The organism is Agrobacterium sp. 16-2014-1-2a, assembly GCF_053522705.1.
Genome location: NZ_JBNWBX010000005.1, coordinates 93,479 through 112,349, shown reverse-complemented (window position 1 = coordinate 112,349; position 18,871 = coordinate 93,479). Strand labels below are relative to the sequence as shown.

The following is an 18,871-nucleotide window of genomic DNA, read 5'->3' as shown; positions in this document are numbered from 1 at the left end:
GAGATAGCCTGTCATGGATATGCGTACACCTCTCGGAAAGGTTCGTGGCCTCGGCTCCGCCAAGGAAGGCACCGACCATTTCTGGCGCCAGCGCCTTACGGCCGTCGCCAACGTGCCCTTGCTGATCTTCTTCGTGGTCTTTCTCATCAAATATGCCGGCGCTCCCTATCCGGAAGTTGCGGCGGCGCTTTCCAACCCTCTCGTTGCGGTCATCATGGGTCTGGTGCTGGTTTCCGGCCTCATTCACATGAAGCTCGGCATGCAGGTCATCATCGAAGACTACGTTCACGGCGAGGTTTCGAAGCTCGTTCTTCTGATGCTCAATACGTTTTTCGCGGTTCTCATTGGCGGTCTTTGCATCTTCGCCATTCTGAAAATCGCATTCGCAGGATAAATCGGCCATGGCATCGATCAGTTCACCTTCCCAGAATGGCAAGGCTTACACCTACGTCGATCACTCCTATGACGTGATCGTGGTGGGCGCCGGCGGCGCGGGTCTGCGCGCAACGCTCGGCATGGCGGAACAGGGGTTCCGCACGGCCTGCATCACCAAGGTTTTCCCAACGCGCTCCCACACGGTCGCGGCGCAGGGCGGCATCGCCGCTTCTCTCACCAACATGACGCCCGACTGTTGGCAGTGGCACCTTTACGACACCGTAAAGGGCTCCGACTGGCTGGGCGACGTCGACGCGATGCAATATCTCGCCATGGAAGCGCCAAAGGCGGTCTATGAGCTGGAGCATTACGGCGTGCCCTTCTCGCGTAATGCCGAAGGCAAGATCTACCAGCGCCCGTTTGGCGGCCATATGCAGAACTACGGCGAAGGCCCGCCGGTGCAGCGCACCTGCGCCGCTGCCGACCGTACCGGCCACGCCATTCTGCACACGCTTTATGGCCAGTCGCTGCGCAACAATGCGGAATTCTTCATCGAATATTTCGCGCTCGACCTCATTATGGCGCCCGATGGCCGCTGCACGGGCGTCGTGGCGTGGAACCTCGATGACGGCACGATCCATCGCTTCTCCGCCAAGATGGTGGTGCTGGCGACCGGTGGTTACGGCCGCGCCTATTTCTCGGCGACCTCGGCTCATACCTGCACCGGCGACGGCGGCGGTATGATCGCACGTGCCGGGCTGCCGCTTCAGGATATGGAATTCGTTCAGTTCCACCCGACCGGCATTTACGGCGCGGGCTGCCTGATCACCGAAGGCGCGCGCGGCGAGGGCGGTTATCTCGTCAACTCCGAAGGCGAGCGCTTCATGGAGCGTTATGCTCCTTCGGCGAAGGACCTTGCTTCGCGTGACGTGGTGTCTCGCTGCATGACCATGGAAATCCGCGAGGGTCGTGGCGTCGGCAAGAACAAGGACCACATCTTCCTGCATCTCGATCACCTTGATCCGGCGATCCTGCATGAGCGTCTTCCGGGTATTTCCGAAAGCGCCAAGATTTTCGCCGGCGTTGACGTGACGCGCGAGCCGATCCCGGTCTTGCCGACCGTTCACTACAATATGGGCGGCATTCCGACCAACTATTGGGGCGAAGTGCTGAACGCCAACGCCGAGAACCCGGAACGCATCGCTCCCGGCCTGATGGCCGTTGGCGAAGCCGGTTGCGCCTCGGTTCACGGCGCGAACCGCCTCGGCTCCAACTCGCTGATCGACCTTGTGGTCTTCGGCCGCGCTGCCGCCATCCGTGCAGCCCAGGTCATCGACCGCGATTCGCCGGTTCCTGCTCTCGACACGGCTGCCTGCGACAAGATCATGGATCGCTTCGACAGCCTGCGTTATGCCAACGGCTCGACGCCGACGGCGGTGCTGCGTGACAAGATGCAGCGCGCCATGCAGGACGATGCCGCCGTATTCCGCACACAGGAATCGCTGGAAAGCGGTTGCCAGCGCATTTCCGCCATTTGGAAGGAACTGCCTGACGTCAAGGTTACCGACCGGTCGATGGTCTGGAACTCCGATCTGGTGGAAACGCTCGAGCTCCACAATCTGATGGCCAACGCGATCACCACGGTCTACGGCGCGGAAGCGCGCAAGGAAAGCCGCGGTTCGCATGCCCGCGAGGATTTCGTCGATGGTCCGTTCGGCGGTCGCGACGATGTGAACTGGCGCAAGCACACGCTTGCCTGGGTCAGCCCTGAAGGTGATGTCAAGCTCGACTACCGCCCTGTTCACACCGACCTGATCGCCGACGGCATCGATCCGAAAAAGATCGAGCCGAAGGCTCGCGTCTACTGATTTGAGGAACTGGATATGGTTGAACTCGCTCTCCCCAAGAATTCCCAGATCAGCGAAGGCAAAGTCTGGCCGAAGCCGGATGGTGCCAAGAACGTTCGCGAATACCGGATCTATCGCTGGAACCCGGATGATGGCCAGAACCCGCGCATCGATACCTATTATATCGATATCGACGATTGCGGGCCGATGGTTCTCGATGCGCTGCTGTACATCAAGAACAATATCGACCCGACGCTGACGCTGCGCCGCTCCTGCCGTGAAGGCATTTGCGGTTCCTGCGCTATGAACATCGACGGCACCAACACGCTCGCCTGCACCAAGGGCATGGAAGAGATCAAGGGAACGGTGAAGGTCTATCCGCTGCCGCATATGCCAGTGGTGAAGGACCTCGTTCCGGACCTGTCGAACTTCTACGCGCAGCACCGCTCCATCGAGCCGTGGCTGAAGACGGTTTCGCCGACGCCTGCCAAGGAATGGAAGCAGAGCCATGAGGACCGCCTGAAGCTCGATGGTCTCTACGAGTGCATTCTGTGCGCCTGCTGCTCCACTTCCTGTCCCAGCTACTGGTGGAACGGCGACCGTTACCTCGGCCCCGCCGTTCTGCTGCAAGCCTATCGCTGGCTGATCGACAGCCGCGACGAAGCAACCGGCGAACGTCTTGATGATCTCGAAGATCCGTTCCGTCTTTATCGCTGCCACACCATCATGAACTGCGCGCAGGCTTGCCCGAAGGGTCTCAACCCGGCCAAGGCGATCGCGGAAATCAAGAAGATGATGGTCGAGCGTCGCGTCTGAAGACGATTCGTTTGGACAGAAAATCTATCGGGCCGCGGTTTGGACCGCGGCCCTTTTTTACAACCGGGCGCGGGAAATTTCGGTAAAAATCGACCGAAATGGTAATTATCCCAGCCATCGCTTGCGCAAGATAAGGCTTTGGTAATAATTCAGCCTTCTTGTTTGATCATGGTCTTTCCGGAAGCGAGAGAATCGGGAGCTTGATATGCAATTCAGATATGTGGTGACGGGTCTTGCGGTTGTAATGAGCCTGGCCGGTTGCCAACGTACCTCCTACGATTACAACAACAACACCAGCAACAATCCCGGTTATACGCCGCCGTTGCAGGCACAGCCGGTTCCCTCCGTTCAGTCTGGCGCCCTGCCGCCACCCGGTGGTGCTTCCGGCAGTCAGTTCCCGTCAGCACCCGCTTCTGCGACGCCTGGCGGCACTGATATGGCGTCTGCCGCTCCGCCGACAACGGCGCTTGATGTCACCAAGGAATCCATGGTTGGCAACTGGCGCGTTTCCAATGGCGGCGCCAATTGCGACATGTTCCTGACGCTTACCAATCTCGGCAGCGGTTCTCGTGGCGGCACGCGTGGCTGCTCCGGCGAACTCACGGCGATGGGGTCCTGGGAAGTGTCCGGCAAGATGGTCCTCTTCAAGAACCGTTCCGGCGATACGATCGGCCGCGTCTACAAGAGCGCCGATGCGCGTTTTGACGGCACGACGAATAGCGGCCAGCCGCTGAGCCTCAGCCGATAGAGCATCTCCGGTGCATCCGGATCGCCTCGCCTGTTTCAAGCCATTCCATTCGTCGCGGGCGTCCGTCCGCGACCGGGGCGCTTTTCCATGAAGCCATTGCCTGACTACAACCATAGTGTCGTTGAACAGCTCAACGCATTGACGGCAGCTGGCACTTTGCAGGCGGATGCCGCGCAACGCGGCGTTGCGGCCCACCTCGACCGTATCCTTGCCGATTTGAAAGCGCGCAAACCCGCCAGGAAAAAAAGCGCACTCGGCTGGATGTTCGCTCGCAAGGCTGGCCCGTCCGCCTTCGTCAAGGGACTGTATGTCCATGGCAGCGTTGGCCGCGGCAAGACGATGCTGATGGACATGTTCTACGAGATGGCGCCCGTCTCTTCCAAACGGCGCTGCCATTTTCACGAATTCATGGCTGATGTCCATAATCGCGTGCACGCGCATCGGCAGAAGCTCAAGAATGGCGAAACCAAGCAGGCCGATCCCATTCCTCCAGTGGCAGCCCAGCTTCTGGCGGAAGCGGAGCTTCTTTGCTTCGATGAGTTCACCGTCACGGATATTGCCGATGCGATGATCCTCGCCCGGCTGTTCAGCGAGCTTTTTGCCAATGGCTGCACATTGGTAACAACGTCCAATGTTGTGCCCGACAATCTTTACAAGGACGGGCTTAATCGCGGCCTGTTTCTGCCCTTTGTCGATTTGCTGAAGAAGCATGTGGAAGTGGTGACGCTGGACAGTCCCACCGATTACCGCATGGAAAAGCTGGAAAGCCTGCCGGTCTATGTCACGCCACTCGACGGTGCGGCGGATCAGGCGATGGATATGGCCTGGCGGCACATGACCGGTGGCCATCTTGTCGCGCCAACCGAAATACCGATGAAGGGCCGCTCCATTCTGGTGCCGCGCGCCAGCGGCCGTGTGGCCCGCTTTTCCTTCTCCGACCTTTGCGAAAAGCCGCTCGGCGCTTCTGATTTTCTCGCGATAGCCAATCGTTTCGATACAGTCTTCATCGACCACATCCCGTTTCTCAATGCCGACAAACGGAACGAAACCAAGCGTTTTATCATTCTCATAGACGCGCTGTACGATCACCGCGTCCGCCTCTTCGCCTCCGCTGCGGCCATGCCCGAAGACCTGCTCGGCAAGCGCAAGGGCACCGAAGGTTTCGAGTTCGATCGCACCGCCTCGCGCCTGTTTGAGATGCGCAGTGCAGATTATCTGGTGCTCCACCATGAAAAACGGCAGAAAGTTTGACACTTTCGTGACGCATTCTCTTACGTTTACGTAAGAAAATAATGATCTAAACGATTGAAAATATTCATGCCAAAAGAATCTGTTGCCAATTTTGGTCAATGGGGCTAATCGAAGTGCGACAATTTGGCTGCCGGTGGCGTGGTGAAATTGAATTGAAGCTCTAGAGGAAGCATTCGATGGCTCGCAAAAAGATTGCACTTATTGGTTCTGGCATGATCGGCGGCACGCTGGCGCATCTCGCCAGCCTGAAGGAACTGGGCGATATCGTCCTCTTCGATATTGCCGACGGCATCCCGCAGGGCAAAGGTCTGGATATTGCCCAGTCCGGACCGGTTGAAGGTTTCAATGCCAAGCTCACTGGCGCGTCCGACTACGCTGCCATCGAAGGCGCTGATGTCTGCATCGTCACCGCAGGCGTCGCCCGCAAGCCCGGCATGAGCCGCGACGATCTTCTCGGCATCAATCTCAAGGTCATGGAGCAGGTCGGCGCCGGCATCAAGAAATATGCCCCGAACGCTTTCGTCATCTGCATCACCAACCCGCTGGACGCCATGGTCTGGGCGCTTCAGAAGTTTTCCGGTCTTCCGAAGAACAAGGTCGTCGGCATGGCCGGCGTTCTCGACAGCGCTCGCTTCCGCCTGTTCCTCGCCGAAGAGTTCAACGTTTCGGTTCAGGACGTAACGGCATTCGTTCTCGGCGGCCACGGCGATACGATGGTGCCTTTGGCGCGTTACTCCACCGTTGGCGGCATTCCGCTGACCGATCTCGTCAAGATGGGCTGGCTCACCGCCGAGCGTCTCGAAGAGATCATCCAGCGCACCCGCGACGGCGGTGCGGAAATCGTCGGCCTGCTGAAGACCGGCTCGGCCTATTACGCGCCAGCCGCTTCGGCGATCGAAATGGCTGAATCCTACCTCAAGGACAAGAAGCGCGTTCTGCCCGCGGCTGCCCATCTGTCGGGCCAGTACGGCGTGGACGATATGTATGTCGGCGTGCCCACCATCATCGGCGCCGGTGGTATCGAGCGCATCATCGAGATCGAGCTGAACAAGGATGAAGAAGCCGCCTTCCAGAAGTCCGTCGGCGCTGTTGCCGGTCTCTGCGAAGCCTGCATCAACATCGCTCCGTCGCTGAAGTAATAGCCTGACGCATCGGCGCAAAACCGGATTGGATTTTTGCAAGGCACGATGCGTAGATTCAACAGCTTGAAGCGCCCTGCGTCAGATAAGGATGCAGGGCGCTTCAAGCGGCTCCAAACAGGGATTATTCCATGAATATTCACGAATATCAGGCCAAGGCTCTTCTGAAGGGCTATGGTGCGCCGGTCGCTGAAGGCGTCGCCATCCTCAAGGTTGAAGAAGCCGAAGCCGCCGCAAAGCAGCTTCCCGGCCCGCTCTACGTCGTCAAGAGCCAGATTCACGCCGGCGGCCGCGGCAAGGGCAAGTTCAAGGAACTCGGCCCCGACGCCAAGGGTGGCGTTCGTCTCGCAAAGACGATCGAAGAAGTCGTTTCCCACTCCAAGGATATGCTCGGCAACACGCTGGTAACGGCGCAGACGGGCGATGCCGGCAAGCAGGTCAACCGCCTTTACATCGAAGACGGTGCGGATATCGCTCGCGAGCTTTACTGCTCGCTGCTGGTCGATCGCTCGGTCGGTCGCGTTGCTTTCGTGGTTTCCACCGAAGGCGGCATGGATATCGAAGCTGTTGCCCACGACACGCCCGAGAAGATCCACACCATCGCCATCGACCCGGAAAAGGGTGTGAGCGACGCTGACGTTGCCGCGATCTCCAAGGCGCTCGAGCTTGAGGGTGTTGCTGCGGAAGACGCTAAGGCGCTGTTCCCGATCCTCTACAAGGCCTTCAACGAGAAGGACATGGCTCTCCTCGAGGTTAACCCGCTGATCGTCATGGAAAACGGTCATCTGCGCGTTCTCGATGCCAAGATGTCCTTCGACGGCAACGCGCTGTTCCGCCATGACGACGTCAAGGCGCTGCGCGACGAGACCGAAGAAGACGCCAAGGAAATCGAAGCCTCCAAGTGGGACCTCGCTTACGTTGCGCTCGATGGCAACATCGGCTGCATGGTCAATGGTGCCGGTCTCGCAATGGCGACGATGGACATCATCAAGCTTTACGGCAAGGAGCCGGCAAACTTCTGTGACGTCGGCGGCGGCGCCGGCAAGGAGAAGGTTGCTGCAGCTTTCAAGATCATCACTGCTGACCCGAAGGTCGAGGGTATCCTCGTCAACATCTTCGGCGGCATCATGAAGTGCGACGTCATCGCCGAAGGTGTTATCGCCGCGGTGAAGGAAGTCGGTTTGCAGGTTCCGCTCGTTGTTCGCCTCGAAGGCACCAACGTCGAACTTGGCAAGAAGCTCCTGAACGAATCGGGCCTTGCGATTACGGCTGCTGACGACCTGGACGACGCAGCCAAGAAGATCGTCGCGGCGATCAACGGCTAATTGAGGGACCGGAAATAATGTCTATTCTTGTTAATAAAGACACCAAGATCCTCGTTCAGGGTCTGACCGGCAAGACCGGTACCTTCCACACCGAACAGGCGCTTGCTTATTACGGCACGCAGATGGTTGGTGGTATTCACCCGAAGAAGGGTGGCGAAACCTGGACCGGCTCCAAGGGCGAAAGCCTGCCGATCTTCGCAACGGTTGCCGAAGCCAAGGAAAAGACCGGTGCAGACGCATCCGTGATCTATGTTCCGCCGGCAGGTGCAGCCGACGCCATCATCGAAGCCATCGAGGCTGAGATCCCCTTCATCACCTGCATCACCGAAGGTATTCCGGTGATGGACATGGTGCGCGTCAAGGCTCGCCTCGACCGTTCGAACTCGCGCCTGCTCGGCCCCAACTGCCCGGGCATCATGACGCCTGAAGAATGCAAGATCGGCATCATGCCGGGCTCGATCTTCCGCAAGGGTTCGGTCGGTATCGTTTCGCGCTCCGGCACGCTGACCTATGAAGCCGTATTCCAGACATCCAACGAAGGCCTCGGCCAGACGACGGCTGTCGGCATCGGCGGCGACCCGGTCAAGGGCACCGAGTTCATCGACGTCCTGGAAATGTTCCTGGCCGACGAAGCCACGCAGTCGATCATCATGATCGGCGAAATCGGCGGTTCGGCTGAAGAAGATGCGGCACAGTTCCTGATCGACGAAGCCAAGAAGGGCCGCAAGAAGCCGATGGCTGGCTTTATCGCGGGCCGTACGGCTCCGAAGGGCCGCACCATGGGCCACGCCGGCGCTGTCGTTTCCGGCGGCAAGGGTGATGCGGAATCGAAGATCGCAGCAATGGAAGCTGCAGGCATCAAGGTATCGCCTTCCCCGGCGCGCCTCGGCAAGACGCTGGTTGAAGTCCTCAAGGGCTGAGACCACATGAGACCGGTAACGGGCGGTGCGGCTTTAACGCCACGCTGCCCGAAGCCGCAAAGAACGACAGACAGACGGCATACCGCCCCGGCGGCAGACAGCAATAATCAAGCGGCAGGCCGATAAACGGCCCTAACGGCATCGAGGAGGCGGACGGACAAGTCCGCAAGAACACAATGGCAAGGCAAGAAGCGAACGAGCAGTTTCAGATCACGTCGTTTCTGGACGGCGCGAATGCAGCCTATATCGAGCAGCTCTATGCCCGGTACGAAGAGGATCCCTCTTCCGTGTCGCCGGAGTGGCAGAGCTTCTTCAAGGCGTTGTCCGACAATCCGGAAGACGTGAAGAAGGCAGCCAAGGGCGCCTCCTGGAAGCGCGCCAACTGGCCGATCCCGGCAAACGGCGACCTGGTATCCGCGCTTGATGGCAACTGGGCTACGGTCGAGAAGGCCATCGAGAAGAAGGTTCAGGCGAAAGCCGAGGCCAAGAGCGCCGATACCGGCAAGGCCGTCAGCCCGGCCGAAGTGCTTCAGGCGACCCGTGACAGCGTCCGCGCCATCATGATGATCCGCGCCTACCGCATGCGTGGCCATCTGCACGCCAAGCTCGACCCGCTTGGCATCGCCAGCGCCGTTGAGGACTATAACGAGCTTTCGCCGAAGTCTTATGGCTTCGAGGAAAGCGACTACGACCGCAAGATTTTCATCGATAACGTCCTCGGTCTCGAATACGCGACCGTGCGCGAAATGGTCGATATTCTCGAGCGCACCTATTGCTCGACGCTCGGCGTCGAATTCATGCATATGTCCAACCCGGAAGAAAAGGGCTGGATCCAGGAACGCATCGAAGGTCCGGACAAGGGTGTGGACTTCACGCCGGAAGGCAAGAAGGCCATTCTGTCCAAGCTCGTCGAAGCCGAAGGTTACGAGCAGTTCCTCGACGTGCGTTTCAAGGGCACCAAGCGTTTCGGCCTCGATGGCGGTGAATCGCTGATCCCGGCACTTGAGCAGATCATCAAGCGCGGCGGCCAGGACGGTCTGGAAGAAGTCGTGCTCGGCATGGCTCACCGCGGCCGCCTGAACGTTCTGACCAACGTGATGGGCAAGCCGCACCGCGCCGTGTTCCACGAGTTCAAGGGCGGTTCGTTCAAGCCTGATGACGTCGAAGGTTCCGGTGACGTGAAGTACCATCTCGGTGCCTCCTCAGACCGCGAATTCGACGGCAACAAGGTTCACCTCTCGCTGACGGCAAACCCGTCGCACCTTGAAATCGTCAACCCTGTCGTCATGGGCAAGGCCCGCGCCAAGCAGGACCAGCTTGCCAAGACATGGGACGGCGACATCATTCCGCTATCGGAACGCGCCAAGGTGCTGCCGCTCCTGTTGCACGGCGATGCCGCTTTTGCGGGTCAGGGCGTGGTTGCCGAAATTCTCGGCCTCTCCGGCCTGCGCGGTCACCGCGTTGCCGGTACCATGCACTTCATCATCAACAACCAGATCGGCTTCACGACGAACCCGGCCTTCTCGCGCTCGTCGCCCTATCCGTCCGACGTTGCCAAGATGATCGAGGCGCCGATCTTCCACGTTAACGGTGATGATCCGGAAGCGGTGGTTTATGCGGCAAAGGTTGCAACCGAATACCGCATGAAGTTCCACAAGCCTGTCGTCATCGACATGTTCTGTTACCGTCGCTTCGGCCATAACGAAGGCGACGAGCCTGCGTTCACGCAGCCGAAGATGTACAAGGTCATCCGTGGCCACAAGACTGTTGCCCGCATCTATGCTGACCGCCTGATTGCGGAAGGCCTGATCACCGAAGGCGATTTCGAGAAGATCAAGGCCGATTGGCGCGCCCATCTCGAGCAGGAGTTCGAGGCAGGCCAGTCCTACAAGCCGAACAAGGCCGACTGGCTGGATGGTCAGTGGTCCGGTCTGCGCGCCGCCGACAATGCCGATGAGCAGCGTCGTGGCAAGACCGGCGTGCCGATGAAGCAGCTGAAGGAAATCGGCAAGAAGCTGTCGACCATTCCGGAAGGCTTCAGCGCACACCGCACGATCCAGCGCTTCATGGAAAACCGTGCCCAGATGGTAGAGACCGGCGAGGGGCTGGACTGGGCGATGGCTGAGGCTCTGGCCTTCGGTTCGCTGGTCGTAGACGGCCACAAGATCCGTCTGTCCGGTCAGGATTGCGAACGCGGCACCTTCTCGCAGCGCCACTCGGTTCTCTATGATCAGGAGACAGAAGAGCGTTACATCCCGCTTGCCAATCTTTCGCCGACGCAGGCCCGTTACGAAGTCATCAACTCGATGCTTTCGGAAGAAGCGGTTCTTGGTTTCGAATATGGCTATTCGCTTGCCCGCCCGAATGCACTGACGCTCTGGGAAGCCCAGTTCGGCGACTTCGCCAACGGCGCCCAGGTTGTGTTCGACCAGTTCATCTCTTCGGGTGAACGCAAGTGGCTGCGCATGTCCGGTCTCGTCTGCCTCCTGCCGCATGGTTATGAAGGTCAGGGTCCGGAACATTCGTCCGCCCGTCTGGAACGCTGGTTGCAGATGTGCGCCGAAGACAACATGCAGGTTGCCAACGTCACGACGCCGGCTAACTACTTCCATATCCTGCGCCGCCAGATGAAGCGTGACTTCCGCAAGCCGCTCATCCTGATGACGCCGAAGTCCCTGCTGCGTCACAAGCGCGCCACCTCGTCGCTTGCGGAGCTTGCAGGCGAGTCCTCCTTCCACCGTCTCCTGTGGGACGATGCGGAGGTCATCAAGGATGGTCCGATCAAGCTGCAGAAGGATTCGAAGATCCGCCGCGTCGTCATGTGCACGGGCAAGGTCTATTACGATCTGCTCGAGGAGCGTGAAAAGCGCGGTATCGACGACATCTACCTGCTGCGTGTCGAACAGCTCTATCCGTTCCCGGCCAAGGCGCTCATCAACGAGCTTTCCCGTTTCCGTAACGCGGAAATGGTCTGGTGCCAGGAAGAGCCGAAGAACATGGGTGCGTGGTCGTTCATCGATCCCTACCTTGAATGGGTTCTGGCGCATATCGACGCCAAGTACCAGAAGGTCCGTTACACGGGCCGTCCGGCTGCCGCCTCTCCGGCGACCGGCCTGATGTCCAAGCATCTGGCGCAGCTTGCTGCGTTCCTGGAAGACGCGCTGGGAGAGTGAGAACTCTCCCGCATCGCCCCGCAAAAAAGACACCCGAATAACGGAACTAGATCATGGCCACTGAAATCCGCGTACCAACCCTCGGCGAATCCGTCAGCGAAGCGACCGTCGGCACCTGGTTCAAGAAGGTCGGCGATACCGTCAAGGCCGACGAACCTCTCGTTGAACTCGAAACCGACAAGGTTACCGTCGAAGTTCCGGCACCCGCCTCCGGCGTGCTGACCGAAATCGTCGTGCAGAACGGCGAAACCGTCGGTCTCGACGCCCTTCTCGGCCAGATCGCCGAAGGTGCTGCCGGCGCTGCAACTTCTGCACCCGCGGCAAAGCCTGCTGCGCCTGCTGCTGCACCGGCACCTGCCGCAGCCGTGGCCGCCGCTCCGGCTGGCAGCGCCATGCCGCCGGCACCTGCCGCCGGCAAGCTGCTCGCTGAAAACAACCTTTCCGCCGATCAGGTCGACGGTTCGGGCAAGCGTGGCCAGGTTCTGAAGGGCGACGTTCTCGCCGCTGTTGCCAAGGGTGTTTCGGCACCTGCCGCCGCTCCGGTCGCTGCTGCTGCTCCCCGTCCGGTTTCGGCCGAGCAGGATCAGGTTCGCGAAGAGCGCGTCAAGATGACCCGCCTGCGCCAGACGATCGCACGTCGCCTCAAGGATGCACAGAACACGGCCGCCATGCTGACCACCTATAACGAGGTGGACATGAGCGCCGTCATGGATCTGCGCAACCGCTACAAGGACGTTTTCGAGAAGAAGCACGGCGTCAAACTCGGCTTCATGGGCTTCTTCACCAAGGCCGTGACCCACGCGCTGAAGGAACTGCCCGCCGTCAACGCTGAAATCGACGGCACGGACATCATCTACAAGAACTATTGTCACGTCGGCATGGCTGTCGGCACCGACAAGGGTCTCGTCGTTCCGGTCATTCGCGATGCCGACCAGCTCTCCATCGCTGGTGTCGAAAAGGAACTCGGCCGTCTCGCCAAGGCAGCGCGCGACGGTTCGCTCGGCATGGCCGACATGCAGGGCGGCACCTTCACCATCACCAATGGCGGCGTCTACGGCTCGCTGATGTCCTCGCCGATCCTCAATGCGCCGCAGTCGGGCATCCTCGGCATGCACAAGATCCAGGAGCGTCCGGTCGCCATCGGTGGTCAGGTCGTCATCCGTCCGATGATGTATCTTGCGCTCTCCTACGATCACCGTATCGTTGACGGCAAGGAAGCCGTGACCTTCCTCGTTCGCGTCAAGGAAAGCCTCGAAGATCCGGAACGTCTGGTTCTCGATCTCTGATCGGTCTTGCTTTTCGTTTCAGCGGGGTTTCAAGTCGATCCCGCTGAAATGCCATCAGGAGAGCGAAAGTGCAGCCGACATTTCTTGCCGCGTCACCCTTTTTGCCGCTGATCGGGCTCAGCGTTCTGCTGCTGGCCGCCCACATTGCGCTGCAGGGAATGACGGCAACGCGTGAATTCGGGCTGGACTGGAATGCCGGTCCGCGGGATGCTGAAAAGAAGCCGCAGGGCAGGGTTGCCGGACGCGCCGCGCGTGCCTCGGCGAATTTTCGCGAGACCTATCCCGCTTTCATTGCGCTCGCCTTCGGTGTCATCATGGCTGGCGATCCGTCCGGGCTGGCCTTCACCGGCGCTTTGATCTGGCTGATCTGCCGGGTGGTCTATATTCCACTTTATCTCGCTGGTGTGCCCTATATCCGCTCGCTGGTCTGGCTCGGTTCGATGCTCGGTCTTGGGCTGATGCTTTTCGTGTTGATGTTTTAGAGGTTGATTTTCCCATGCATCAGTATCTGATCGAACTTGCATCCCTGATGGCGATCTTCTTTTTCGCGATCGTTTCTCCCGGCGCCGATCTGGCGATGGTCATGCGTCAGGCCATGGTGCATGGGCGCAAGCAGGCCATCATCACCAGCTTCGGTGTTGGCACATCCCTGATGTTCCACGTCACCTATACGATCCTTGGACTTGGTCTCATCATTTCCCAGTCGATCTATCTCTTCAACATCGTCAAGTGGTTGGGTGTCGCCTACTTGATCTATATCGGCATCAAGGCGCTGCGCGCCGGCAAGACCGAATTGCCGGCTGCGGAAGGCGAAGATGGCGTTCGGGCCAGAAGCGGCCAGACTGCATTGAAGGCCTTCACGCTCGGTTTTGCCGCCAACGCGCTTAACCCCAAACCGGTGTTTTTCTTCCTGTCGATCTTTTCGACGGTGGTTCACGCGCATACGCCTGTTGGCATCAAGTTCGGATATGGGCTCGTCATGGCAAGCTGCCTTATCCTGTGGTTCGTCGGCGTCAGCCTGTTCATGACGACGCCTCGCATGCGCGCAGCTTTTCAGCGCGCCAGCCAATGGATCGACCGCACCAGTGGCGTGGTCTTCATCGCTCTCGGTATAAAACTCGCAACGGAAAAAGCGGCCTGAGTTTCAGGTCAAACGGAAGCAGGGCGGTTCAAAATCCTGCCCGCAATCAATCAGGAACAGAAACATGGCATATGATGTAGTGGTAATCGGTACGGGTCCCGGCGGTTATGTTTGCGCGGTCAAGGCGGCACAGCTTGGCTTGAAGGTCGCAGTGATCGAAAAGCGCGCGACCTATGGCGGCACCTGCCTCAATGTCGGCTGCATTCCTTCCAAGGCATTGCTGCACGCTTCCGAAACCTTCGCGCATGTGGCCCATGGCGTTGATACGCTTGGTATCGAAGTCGCCGCTCCGAAGCTGAACCTCGAGAAGATGATGGGGCACAAGGACAGCGTGGTGAAAGCCAATGTCGACGGCGTTGCCTTCCTGTTCAAGAAGAACAAGATCGATGCCTTCCAGGGCACGGGCAAGGTTGTATCCGCCGGCAAGGTCTCCGTCACCAACGACAAGGGCGAGAGCCAGGAAATCGAAGCCAAGAACATCGTCATCGCCACCGGTTCTGATGTTGCTGGTATTCCCGGCGTCCAGGTGGATATCGATGAAAGCGTCATCGTTTCCTCCACCGGCGCGATTGCGCTTTCCAAGGTTCCGGAAAAGCTCATCGTGGTGGGCGGCGGTGTCATCGGCCTCGAGCTTGGTTCGGTCTGGTCGCGTCTTGGCGCGAAGGTCACCGTCGTCGAATATCTCGACACCATTCTCGGCGGCATGGATAGCGAAGTCTCCAAGCAGGCTCAGCGTCTGCTCGCCAAGCAGGGTCTCGATTTCAAGCTCGGTGCCAAGGTGACGGGCGTTGAAAAGACGGGAACTGGCGCAAAGGTGGTGTTCGAGCCGGTCAAGGGTGGCGCGGCTGAAACGCTGGAAGCCAACGTTGTGCTGATCTCCACCGGTCGCAAGCCCTACACCGAGGGTCTCGGCCTTGCGGAAGCCGGTGTCGTGCTCGACAGCCGCGGCCGTGTCGAAATCGACGGCCACTTCAAGACCAATGTGGATGGCATCTACGCCATCGGCGACGTGGTGAAGGGCCCGATGTTGGCACATAAGGCGGAAGACGAGGGCGTCGCTCTTGCGGAAATTCTTGCCGGCCAGCGCGGCCATGTGAACTACGATGTCATTCCGGCCGTGGTCTATACGCAGCCGGAAGTCGCTTCCGTCGGCAAGACGGAAGAAGAACTGAAGGCCGCTGGTATCGCCTACAAGGTCGGCAAGTTCCCCTTCACCGCCAATGGTCGCGCCCGCGCCATGCAGGTGACTGATGGGTTCGTGAAGATCCTCGCTGACAAGGAAACCGACCGGGTTCTCGGCGGCCATATCGTTGGTTTCGGCGCTGGCGAAATGATCCACGAGATCACCGTGCTGATGGAATTCGGTGGTTCCTCGGAAGATCTCGGCCGTACCTGCCATGCGCATCCGACCATGTCGGAAGCGGTGAAGGAAGCGGCGCTGGCAACTTTCTTCAAGCCGATCCATATGTGATTTTAGCCAATATTAAATTTCAGCCATAAAGCGAACCCCGGCTTGCAATGCAGGCCGGGGTTCAGCATATTTGCGCCATAGCCTGTCTAACCTTTTGATAAAAGGCAATAAAATGGCGTCCTCCACTCAAGTTTCCTTCTCCGTTCCGCAGCGTATCCTTCACTGGACGATGGCGCTTCTGATCTTTTTCAACCTTCTGTTTCCAGATGGCATGGCCCATGCGTATCGGTTGATGCGGCGGGGTGAAACGCTGACGCCGGAACAGATCTCCTCGGCCAATATTCACGCGTATGTCGGCTTTGCCGTCCTGTCCCTTGCGGTTCTGCGCCTCTGTCTGCGGTTTTTCCAGGGTGTGCCGCCGCATCCCGCCAATGAACCGCGCGCTTCTCAAATCGCCGCGAAGGTCGCGCATTTCACCTTTTACGCGCTGTTTTTTGCCCTGCCATTGTCGGGCATTGCGGCCTATTATTTCGGCGCGCGAGTAGCAGGAGAATTGCATTCCGGGCCGTTCAAGGGGCTGATGTGGGTGTTGATCGCCGGCCACGTCGCCGCAGTTCTGGTTCACCAGTTCTACTGGCGCACCAATGTTCTGAAGCGTATGACGCACGGCTAAAGCACTACGCTTTTCCAAAAGCGAAAACGCTCTATCTCTCTGTCTCTTCGTATTTTCTGAAGCTAAACCCGCTCGAATTGCCATTAGCGGCGGTTTGTCACGTTCCCGGATGATCGGAAATAGTGATGATGAGCCTCGCCACACAAGGCGGCAATGAGGTTATGGGATGCGGGACAGCGAAGACATATTGCCGGGCGCGGACTGGCGGGATTGCTTTGAAGGAGAGATGGTGACGGCCGCATCGAGTTCACTCGATGTGAGCAGACTTCTCCTCGATCATCCTCCGGCATGGATCAGCGGCCTTATGGCGCTTCGAAACCGTCTCGTATCGCTTTTCGGTCTCAGAACGGTCGAGCTGGCGGCGGGTACTTCGGCGGGCGGATTTCCAGTGCTGTCGTCTACTGCGGACCGGACCGTGCTCGGCTTTGACGACAACCATCTCGATTTCCGTATCGTCGTCGATGTGGAACAGGAGCCTGGTCGGCAGATCGTGAAGGTCACTACTATCGTCCGGCGCAAGAACCTGTTCGGGCGTCTCTATCTTTTCGTCGTCGGGCCGTTTCATCGTCGCATCGTGCCGGCGACGATGCGGCCGTTTTGCGCCAATGTCCGCCCCGTCAAGACCGGAGACGAGTGGATCAGTCGACCCGTGTGAGGGTAAAGCCCTGCGCACGCAGGAGTTCAATTACGCCTTCTTCGCCCGGCAGGTGCAAAGCGCCGACGGCCATGAAGACATTGCCTTTGGCAAGCTCAGGGGCCGATCGCTCCGCCATGACGTGGTTGCGATCGGTGATGATGCGTTGCTCGAAGGCGGCGTAGCCTTGGTCATTTTCAGACGCTTTCTTGGGATCGATGCTCTTCAGCATGGGCATGGTCATGCCGATATCACCGCTGACATAAAGATCGGTCATTGTCGTCATGATGTCGTCCATGCGGTCGCCCAATTCGAGCGTTTCGATCAGCGCCTGCAGATGAAATTCCATTGGCAGCTCAGACATGGCCGCAAGCTGCTCCACCATGGTCTCCAGCCCGACAAGATGCTTTCCGTCCGCGACCGCATCTTCAGCGAGCTTCTTATCCAGGAAAGACAGGCCAGTGGCCTTGCGGGCAAATTCGCAGGCGGGAAGGGCGACGAAACTCGACAGCATCCATGGCTTCATGCGCGAAACGGCACTCAGCGGAATGCCGCGCTCCTTAAGACCCTTTTCAAGGCGTGCGACATTTTCGGGTGACAGGATGTCGGTGATCGACTTGCCGTCCAGAAACATGGTGAGGTCGGGTCTTGTCAGCAGCGATGCCGCAATTTTCTTGTCATCGACGATTTCGTCCGATTCCACGATGACCGTCGCGGCTTTTTCAAACGCGGGTGTTGCGGCGGCTGGCATGCCAAGAACACGTGGATCGGTGACATGCATGGTGCCGAGAAGAAAGGACGGTGCCGTCCCAGCTTTTTCGATGCGCCAGAAGTTGCCCTTGCCGTTCGGGATAGCTGCCGCTTCCTGTTCGATCTTCGCGAAGCCCTGCGGGTCGCTCTTGCGCATCTCCACGAGAATATCGCTGCCCGTGCAGCTTATCTCCTGTTCGGCGGCTTGCGCCTCACCCAACGATAGCAACGTCGCGAAGAGGATTGCGACAGCAGTGACGTGCAGCGCGGCGAGCAACCAGAGCAGGGTGTCGCCGGTCTTGCCCATCAGGGTGGCGGTGAGATTTTGTGGCTTTATCAGGCTTTGCATAGGTACTATCCGGTTCTAGTCCACTTATAGAACGGCGGCTTGGACGTCTGATTAATGACTATGGTTAAGCATTTCCTGCTTCATGCGCGCGGGTGGGCATTATCGTAGATTTCCAGCAATCTTGCGGTATCGACGCCGGTATAGATCTGCGTGGTGGAGAGGCTGGCATGGCCGAGCAGTTCCTGAATGGTGCGCAGGTCGCCGCCGCCGGCCAGTAGATGGGTGGCGAAGGAGTGGCGCAGCGCATGCGGTGTGGCGTTTTCCGGCAGGCCGAAAGCGCCACGCAACTTCTGCATCTCGCGCTGGATGATGGCAGGTTGCAGCTTGCCGCCGCGCGCGCCTAGGAATAGCGGCTGGTCGGCAGCCAGATGATATGGGCAGAGCTTTTTGTAGGCCTCAACCGCTTCCGTTACCACCGCCAGCAAAGGCACCATCCGGGTCTTGTTGCCTTTGCCGGTGATGCGAAGGCTGCGGGCGTCGGGCGTGAAATCGGCCGGAGCCAGCCCGAGCGCCTCGGAGATGCGAAGACCGCAGCCATAAAGAAGCGAGAGAACCGCAGCGTTACGGGCGGCAATCCACGGCTCTTCATTCAATTGTGCCTCGGTGGTGGTTATTTTCAGCGCCTGCCGGTCCGTCAGCGGTTTCGGCAGAGATTTCGGCTGTTTCGGCGAGCGCATGGCGGTGGCCCCGGCCGCATTCACCAGACGTTTCTTTTGCAGATAGTGGAGAAAGGAACGCAGGCCCGCCAGATGCCGCCCCAGCGAGCGTGCGCCGGCGCCTTCCTTGCGACGACTGGCCAGAAAGGCGCGAAGATCGACCGGGCGCAGATCGGCGATATCGGCGATTGAAGCTGGCTTGCCGATATAACCGGTGAGGAATGTCAAAAACTGGCGAGTGTCGCGCTCATAGGCCTCGACGGTATTGTCCGCAAGGCGGCGTTCACCGGCAATCGCGGCAAGCCAGGATTGGCGCTCGTTCAAGAGATCGGGTGTGGCAAAAGTCAGAATTTCGGTCACGGGGCGCTCCATTCCTC

At 59.2% G+C, this 18,871-nt stretch carries 17 protein-coding genes; 15 read left to right on the top strand and 2 right to left on the bottom strand.

What is annotated here, in order from left to right; all coding sequences use genetic code 11:
• The first annotated feature begins 13 nt into the window (after positions 1-13).
• The 15 genes from sdhD (at position 14) to ACQZ45_RS16445 (ending at position 16,760) form a co-directional block, all read left to right on the top strand.
• Entirely contained in the window at positions 14-394 is a 381-nt protein-coding gene (sdhD, locus tag ACQZ45_RS16515; protein ID WP_003516716.1) for a succinate dehydrogenase, hydrophobic membrane anchor protein, read from the top strand.
• 7 nt (positions 395-401) lie between these two features.
• Positions 402-2,243, top strand: coding sequence for a succinate dehydrogenase flavoprotein subunit (gene sdhA, locus ACQZ45_RS16510; RefSeq protein ID WP_003516717.1), 1,842 nt, complete (start codon positions 402-404; stop codon positions 2,241-2,243).
• 15 nt (positions 2,244-2,258) lie between these two features.
• Positions 2,259-3,038 carry a succinate dehydrogenase iron-sulfur subunit gene (locus tag ACQZ45_RS16505; protein ID WP_003516718.1) on the top strand — a complete coding sequence of 260 codons (780 nt, stop codon included), beginning with the start codon at positions 2,259-2,261 and terminating at the stop codon, positions 3,036-3,038.
• Between the two features lie 205 nt (positions 3,039-3,243).
• Complete coding sequence (locus ACQZ45_RS16500; protein WP_003516719.1) at positions 3,244-3,786, top strand: protease inhibitor Inh/omp19 family protein; 543 nt, start codon at positions 3,244-3,246, stop codon at positions 3,784-3,786.
• Positions 3,787-3,873: 87 nt separating this feature from the next.
• Positions 3,874-5,037: a cell division protein ZapE gene (gene zapE / locus ACQZ45_RS16495; protein WP_448742381.1), complete on the top strand. Its 1,164-nt coding sequence runs from the start codon at positions 3,874-3,876 to the stop codon at positions 5,035-5,037.
• 176 nt (positions 5,038-5,213) lie between these two features.
• Positions 5,214-6,176 (top strand): malate dehydrogenase, encoded by a 963-nt coding sequence (mdh, locus tag ACQZ45_RS16490; protein ID WP_003516723.1) that lies wholly within the window; start codon positions 5,214-5,216, stop codon positions 6,174-6,176.
• 131 nt (positions 6,177-6,307) lie between these two features.
• Positions 6,308-7,501 carry an ADP-forming succinate--CoA ligase subunit beta gene (gene sucC, locus ACQZ45_RS16485; RefSeq protein ID WP_003516725.1) on the top strand — a complete coding sequence of 398 codons (1,194 nt, stop codon included), beginning with the start codon at positions 6,308-6,310 and terminating at the stop codon, positions 7,499-7,501.
• Positions 7,502-7,518: 17 nt separating this feature from the next.
• On the top strand, positions 7,519-8,421 hold the full coding sequence (sucD, locus tag ACQZ45_RS16480; RefSeq protein ID WP_003516727.1) for a succinate--CoA ligase subunit alpha: 903 nt from the start codon (positions 7,519-7,521) through the stop codon (positions 8,419-8,421).
• Positions 8,422-8,597: 176 nt separating this feature from the next.
• Positions 8,598-11,594: a 2-oxoglutarate dehydrogenase E1 component gene (locus tag ACQZ45_RS16475; RefSeq protein ID WP_003516728.1), complete on the top strand. Its 2,997-nt coding sequence runs from the start codon at positions 8,598-8,600 to the stop codon at positions 11,592-11,594.
• A gap of 53 nt (positions 11,595-11,647) precedes the next feature.
• Entirely contained in the window at positions 11,648-12,880 is a 1,233-nt protein-coding gene (gene odhB, locus ACQZ45_RS16470; RefSeq protein ID WP_019566052.1) for a 2-oxoglutarate dehydrogenase complex dihydrolipoyllysine-residue succinyltransferase, read from the top strand.
• Between the two features lie 68 nt (positions 12,881-12,948).
• Positions 12,949-13,362 (top strand): MAPEG family protein, encoded by a 414-nt coding sequence (locus ACQZ45_RS16465; RefSeq protein WP_013636885.1) that lies wholly within the window; start codon positions 12,949-12,951, stop codon positions 13,360-13,362.
• Positions 13,363-13,376: 14 nt separating this feature from the next.
• Positions 13,377-14,021 carry a LysE family translocator gene (locus ACQZ45_RS16460; protein WP_003516732.1) on the top strand — a complete coding sequence of 215 codons (645 nt, stop codon included), beginning with the start codon at positions 13,377-13,379 and terminating at the stop codon, positions 14,019-14,021.
• Positions 14,022-14,085: 64 nt separating this feature from the next.
• Positions 14,086-15,492, top strand: a complete 1,407-nt coding sequence (gene lpdA / locus ACQZ45_RS16455; RefSeq protein WP_003516734.1) for a dihydrolipoyl dehydrogenase — start codon at positions 14,086-14,088, stop codon at positions 15,490-15,492.
• 112 nt (positions 15,493-15,604) lie between these two features.
• Positions 15,605-16,105, top strand: coding sequence for a cytochrome b (locus tag ACQZ45_RS16450; RefSeq protein ID WP_003516735.1), 501 nt, complete (start codon positions 15,605-15,607; stop codon positions 16,103-16,105).
• Between the two features lie 166 nt (positions 16,106-16,271).
• A complete protein-coding gene (locus tag ACQZ45_RS16445; RefSeq protein WP_003516737.1) occupies positions 16,272-16,760 on the top strand; it encodes a DUF2867 domain-containing protein in 489 nt (162 codons plus the stop codon).
• On the opposite strand, the gene ACQZ45_RS16440 is transcribed toward ACQZ45_RS16445, so the two are convergent.
• Both ACQZ45_RS16440 and ACQZ45_RS16435 read right to left on the bottom strand, forming a co-directional pair.
• Complete coding sequence (locus ACQZ45_RS16440; RefSeq protein ID WP_013636881.1) at positions 16,744-17,838, bottom strand: TraB/GumN family protein; 1,095 nt, start codon at positions 17,836-17,838, stop codon at positions 16,744-16,746. The genes ACQZ45_RS16445 and ACQZ45_RS16440 overlap by 17 nt on opposite strands.
• 80 nt (positions 17,839-17,918) lie before the next feature.
• A complete protein-coding gene (locus tag ACQZ45_RS16435) occupies positions 17,919-18,866 on the bottom strand; it encodes a tyrosine recombinase XerC (protein WP_041694501.1) in 948 nt (315 codons plus the stop codon).
• Positions 18,867-18,871 lie beyond the last annotated feature (5 nt).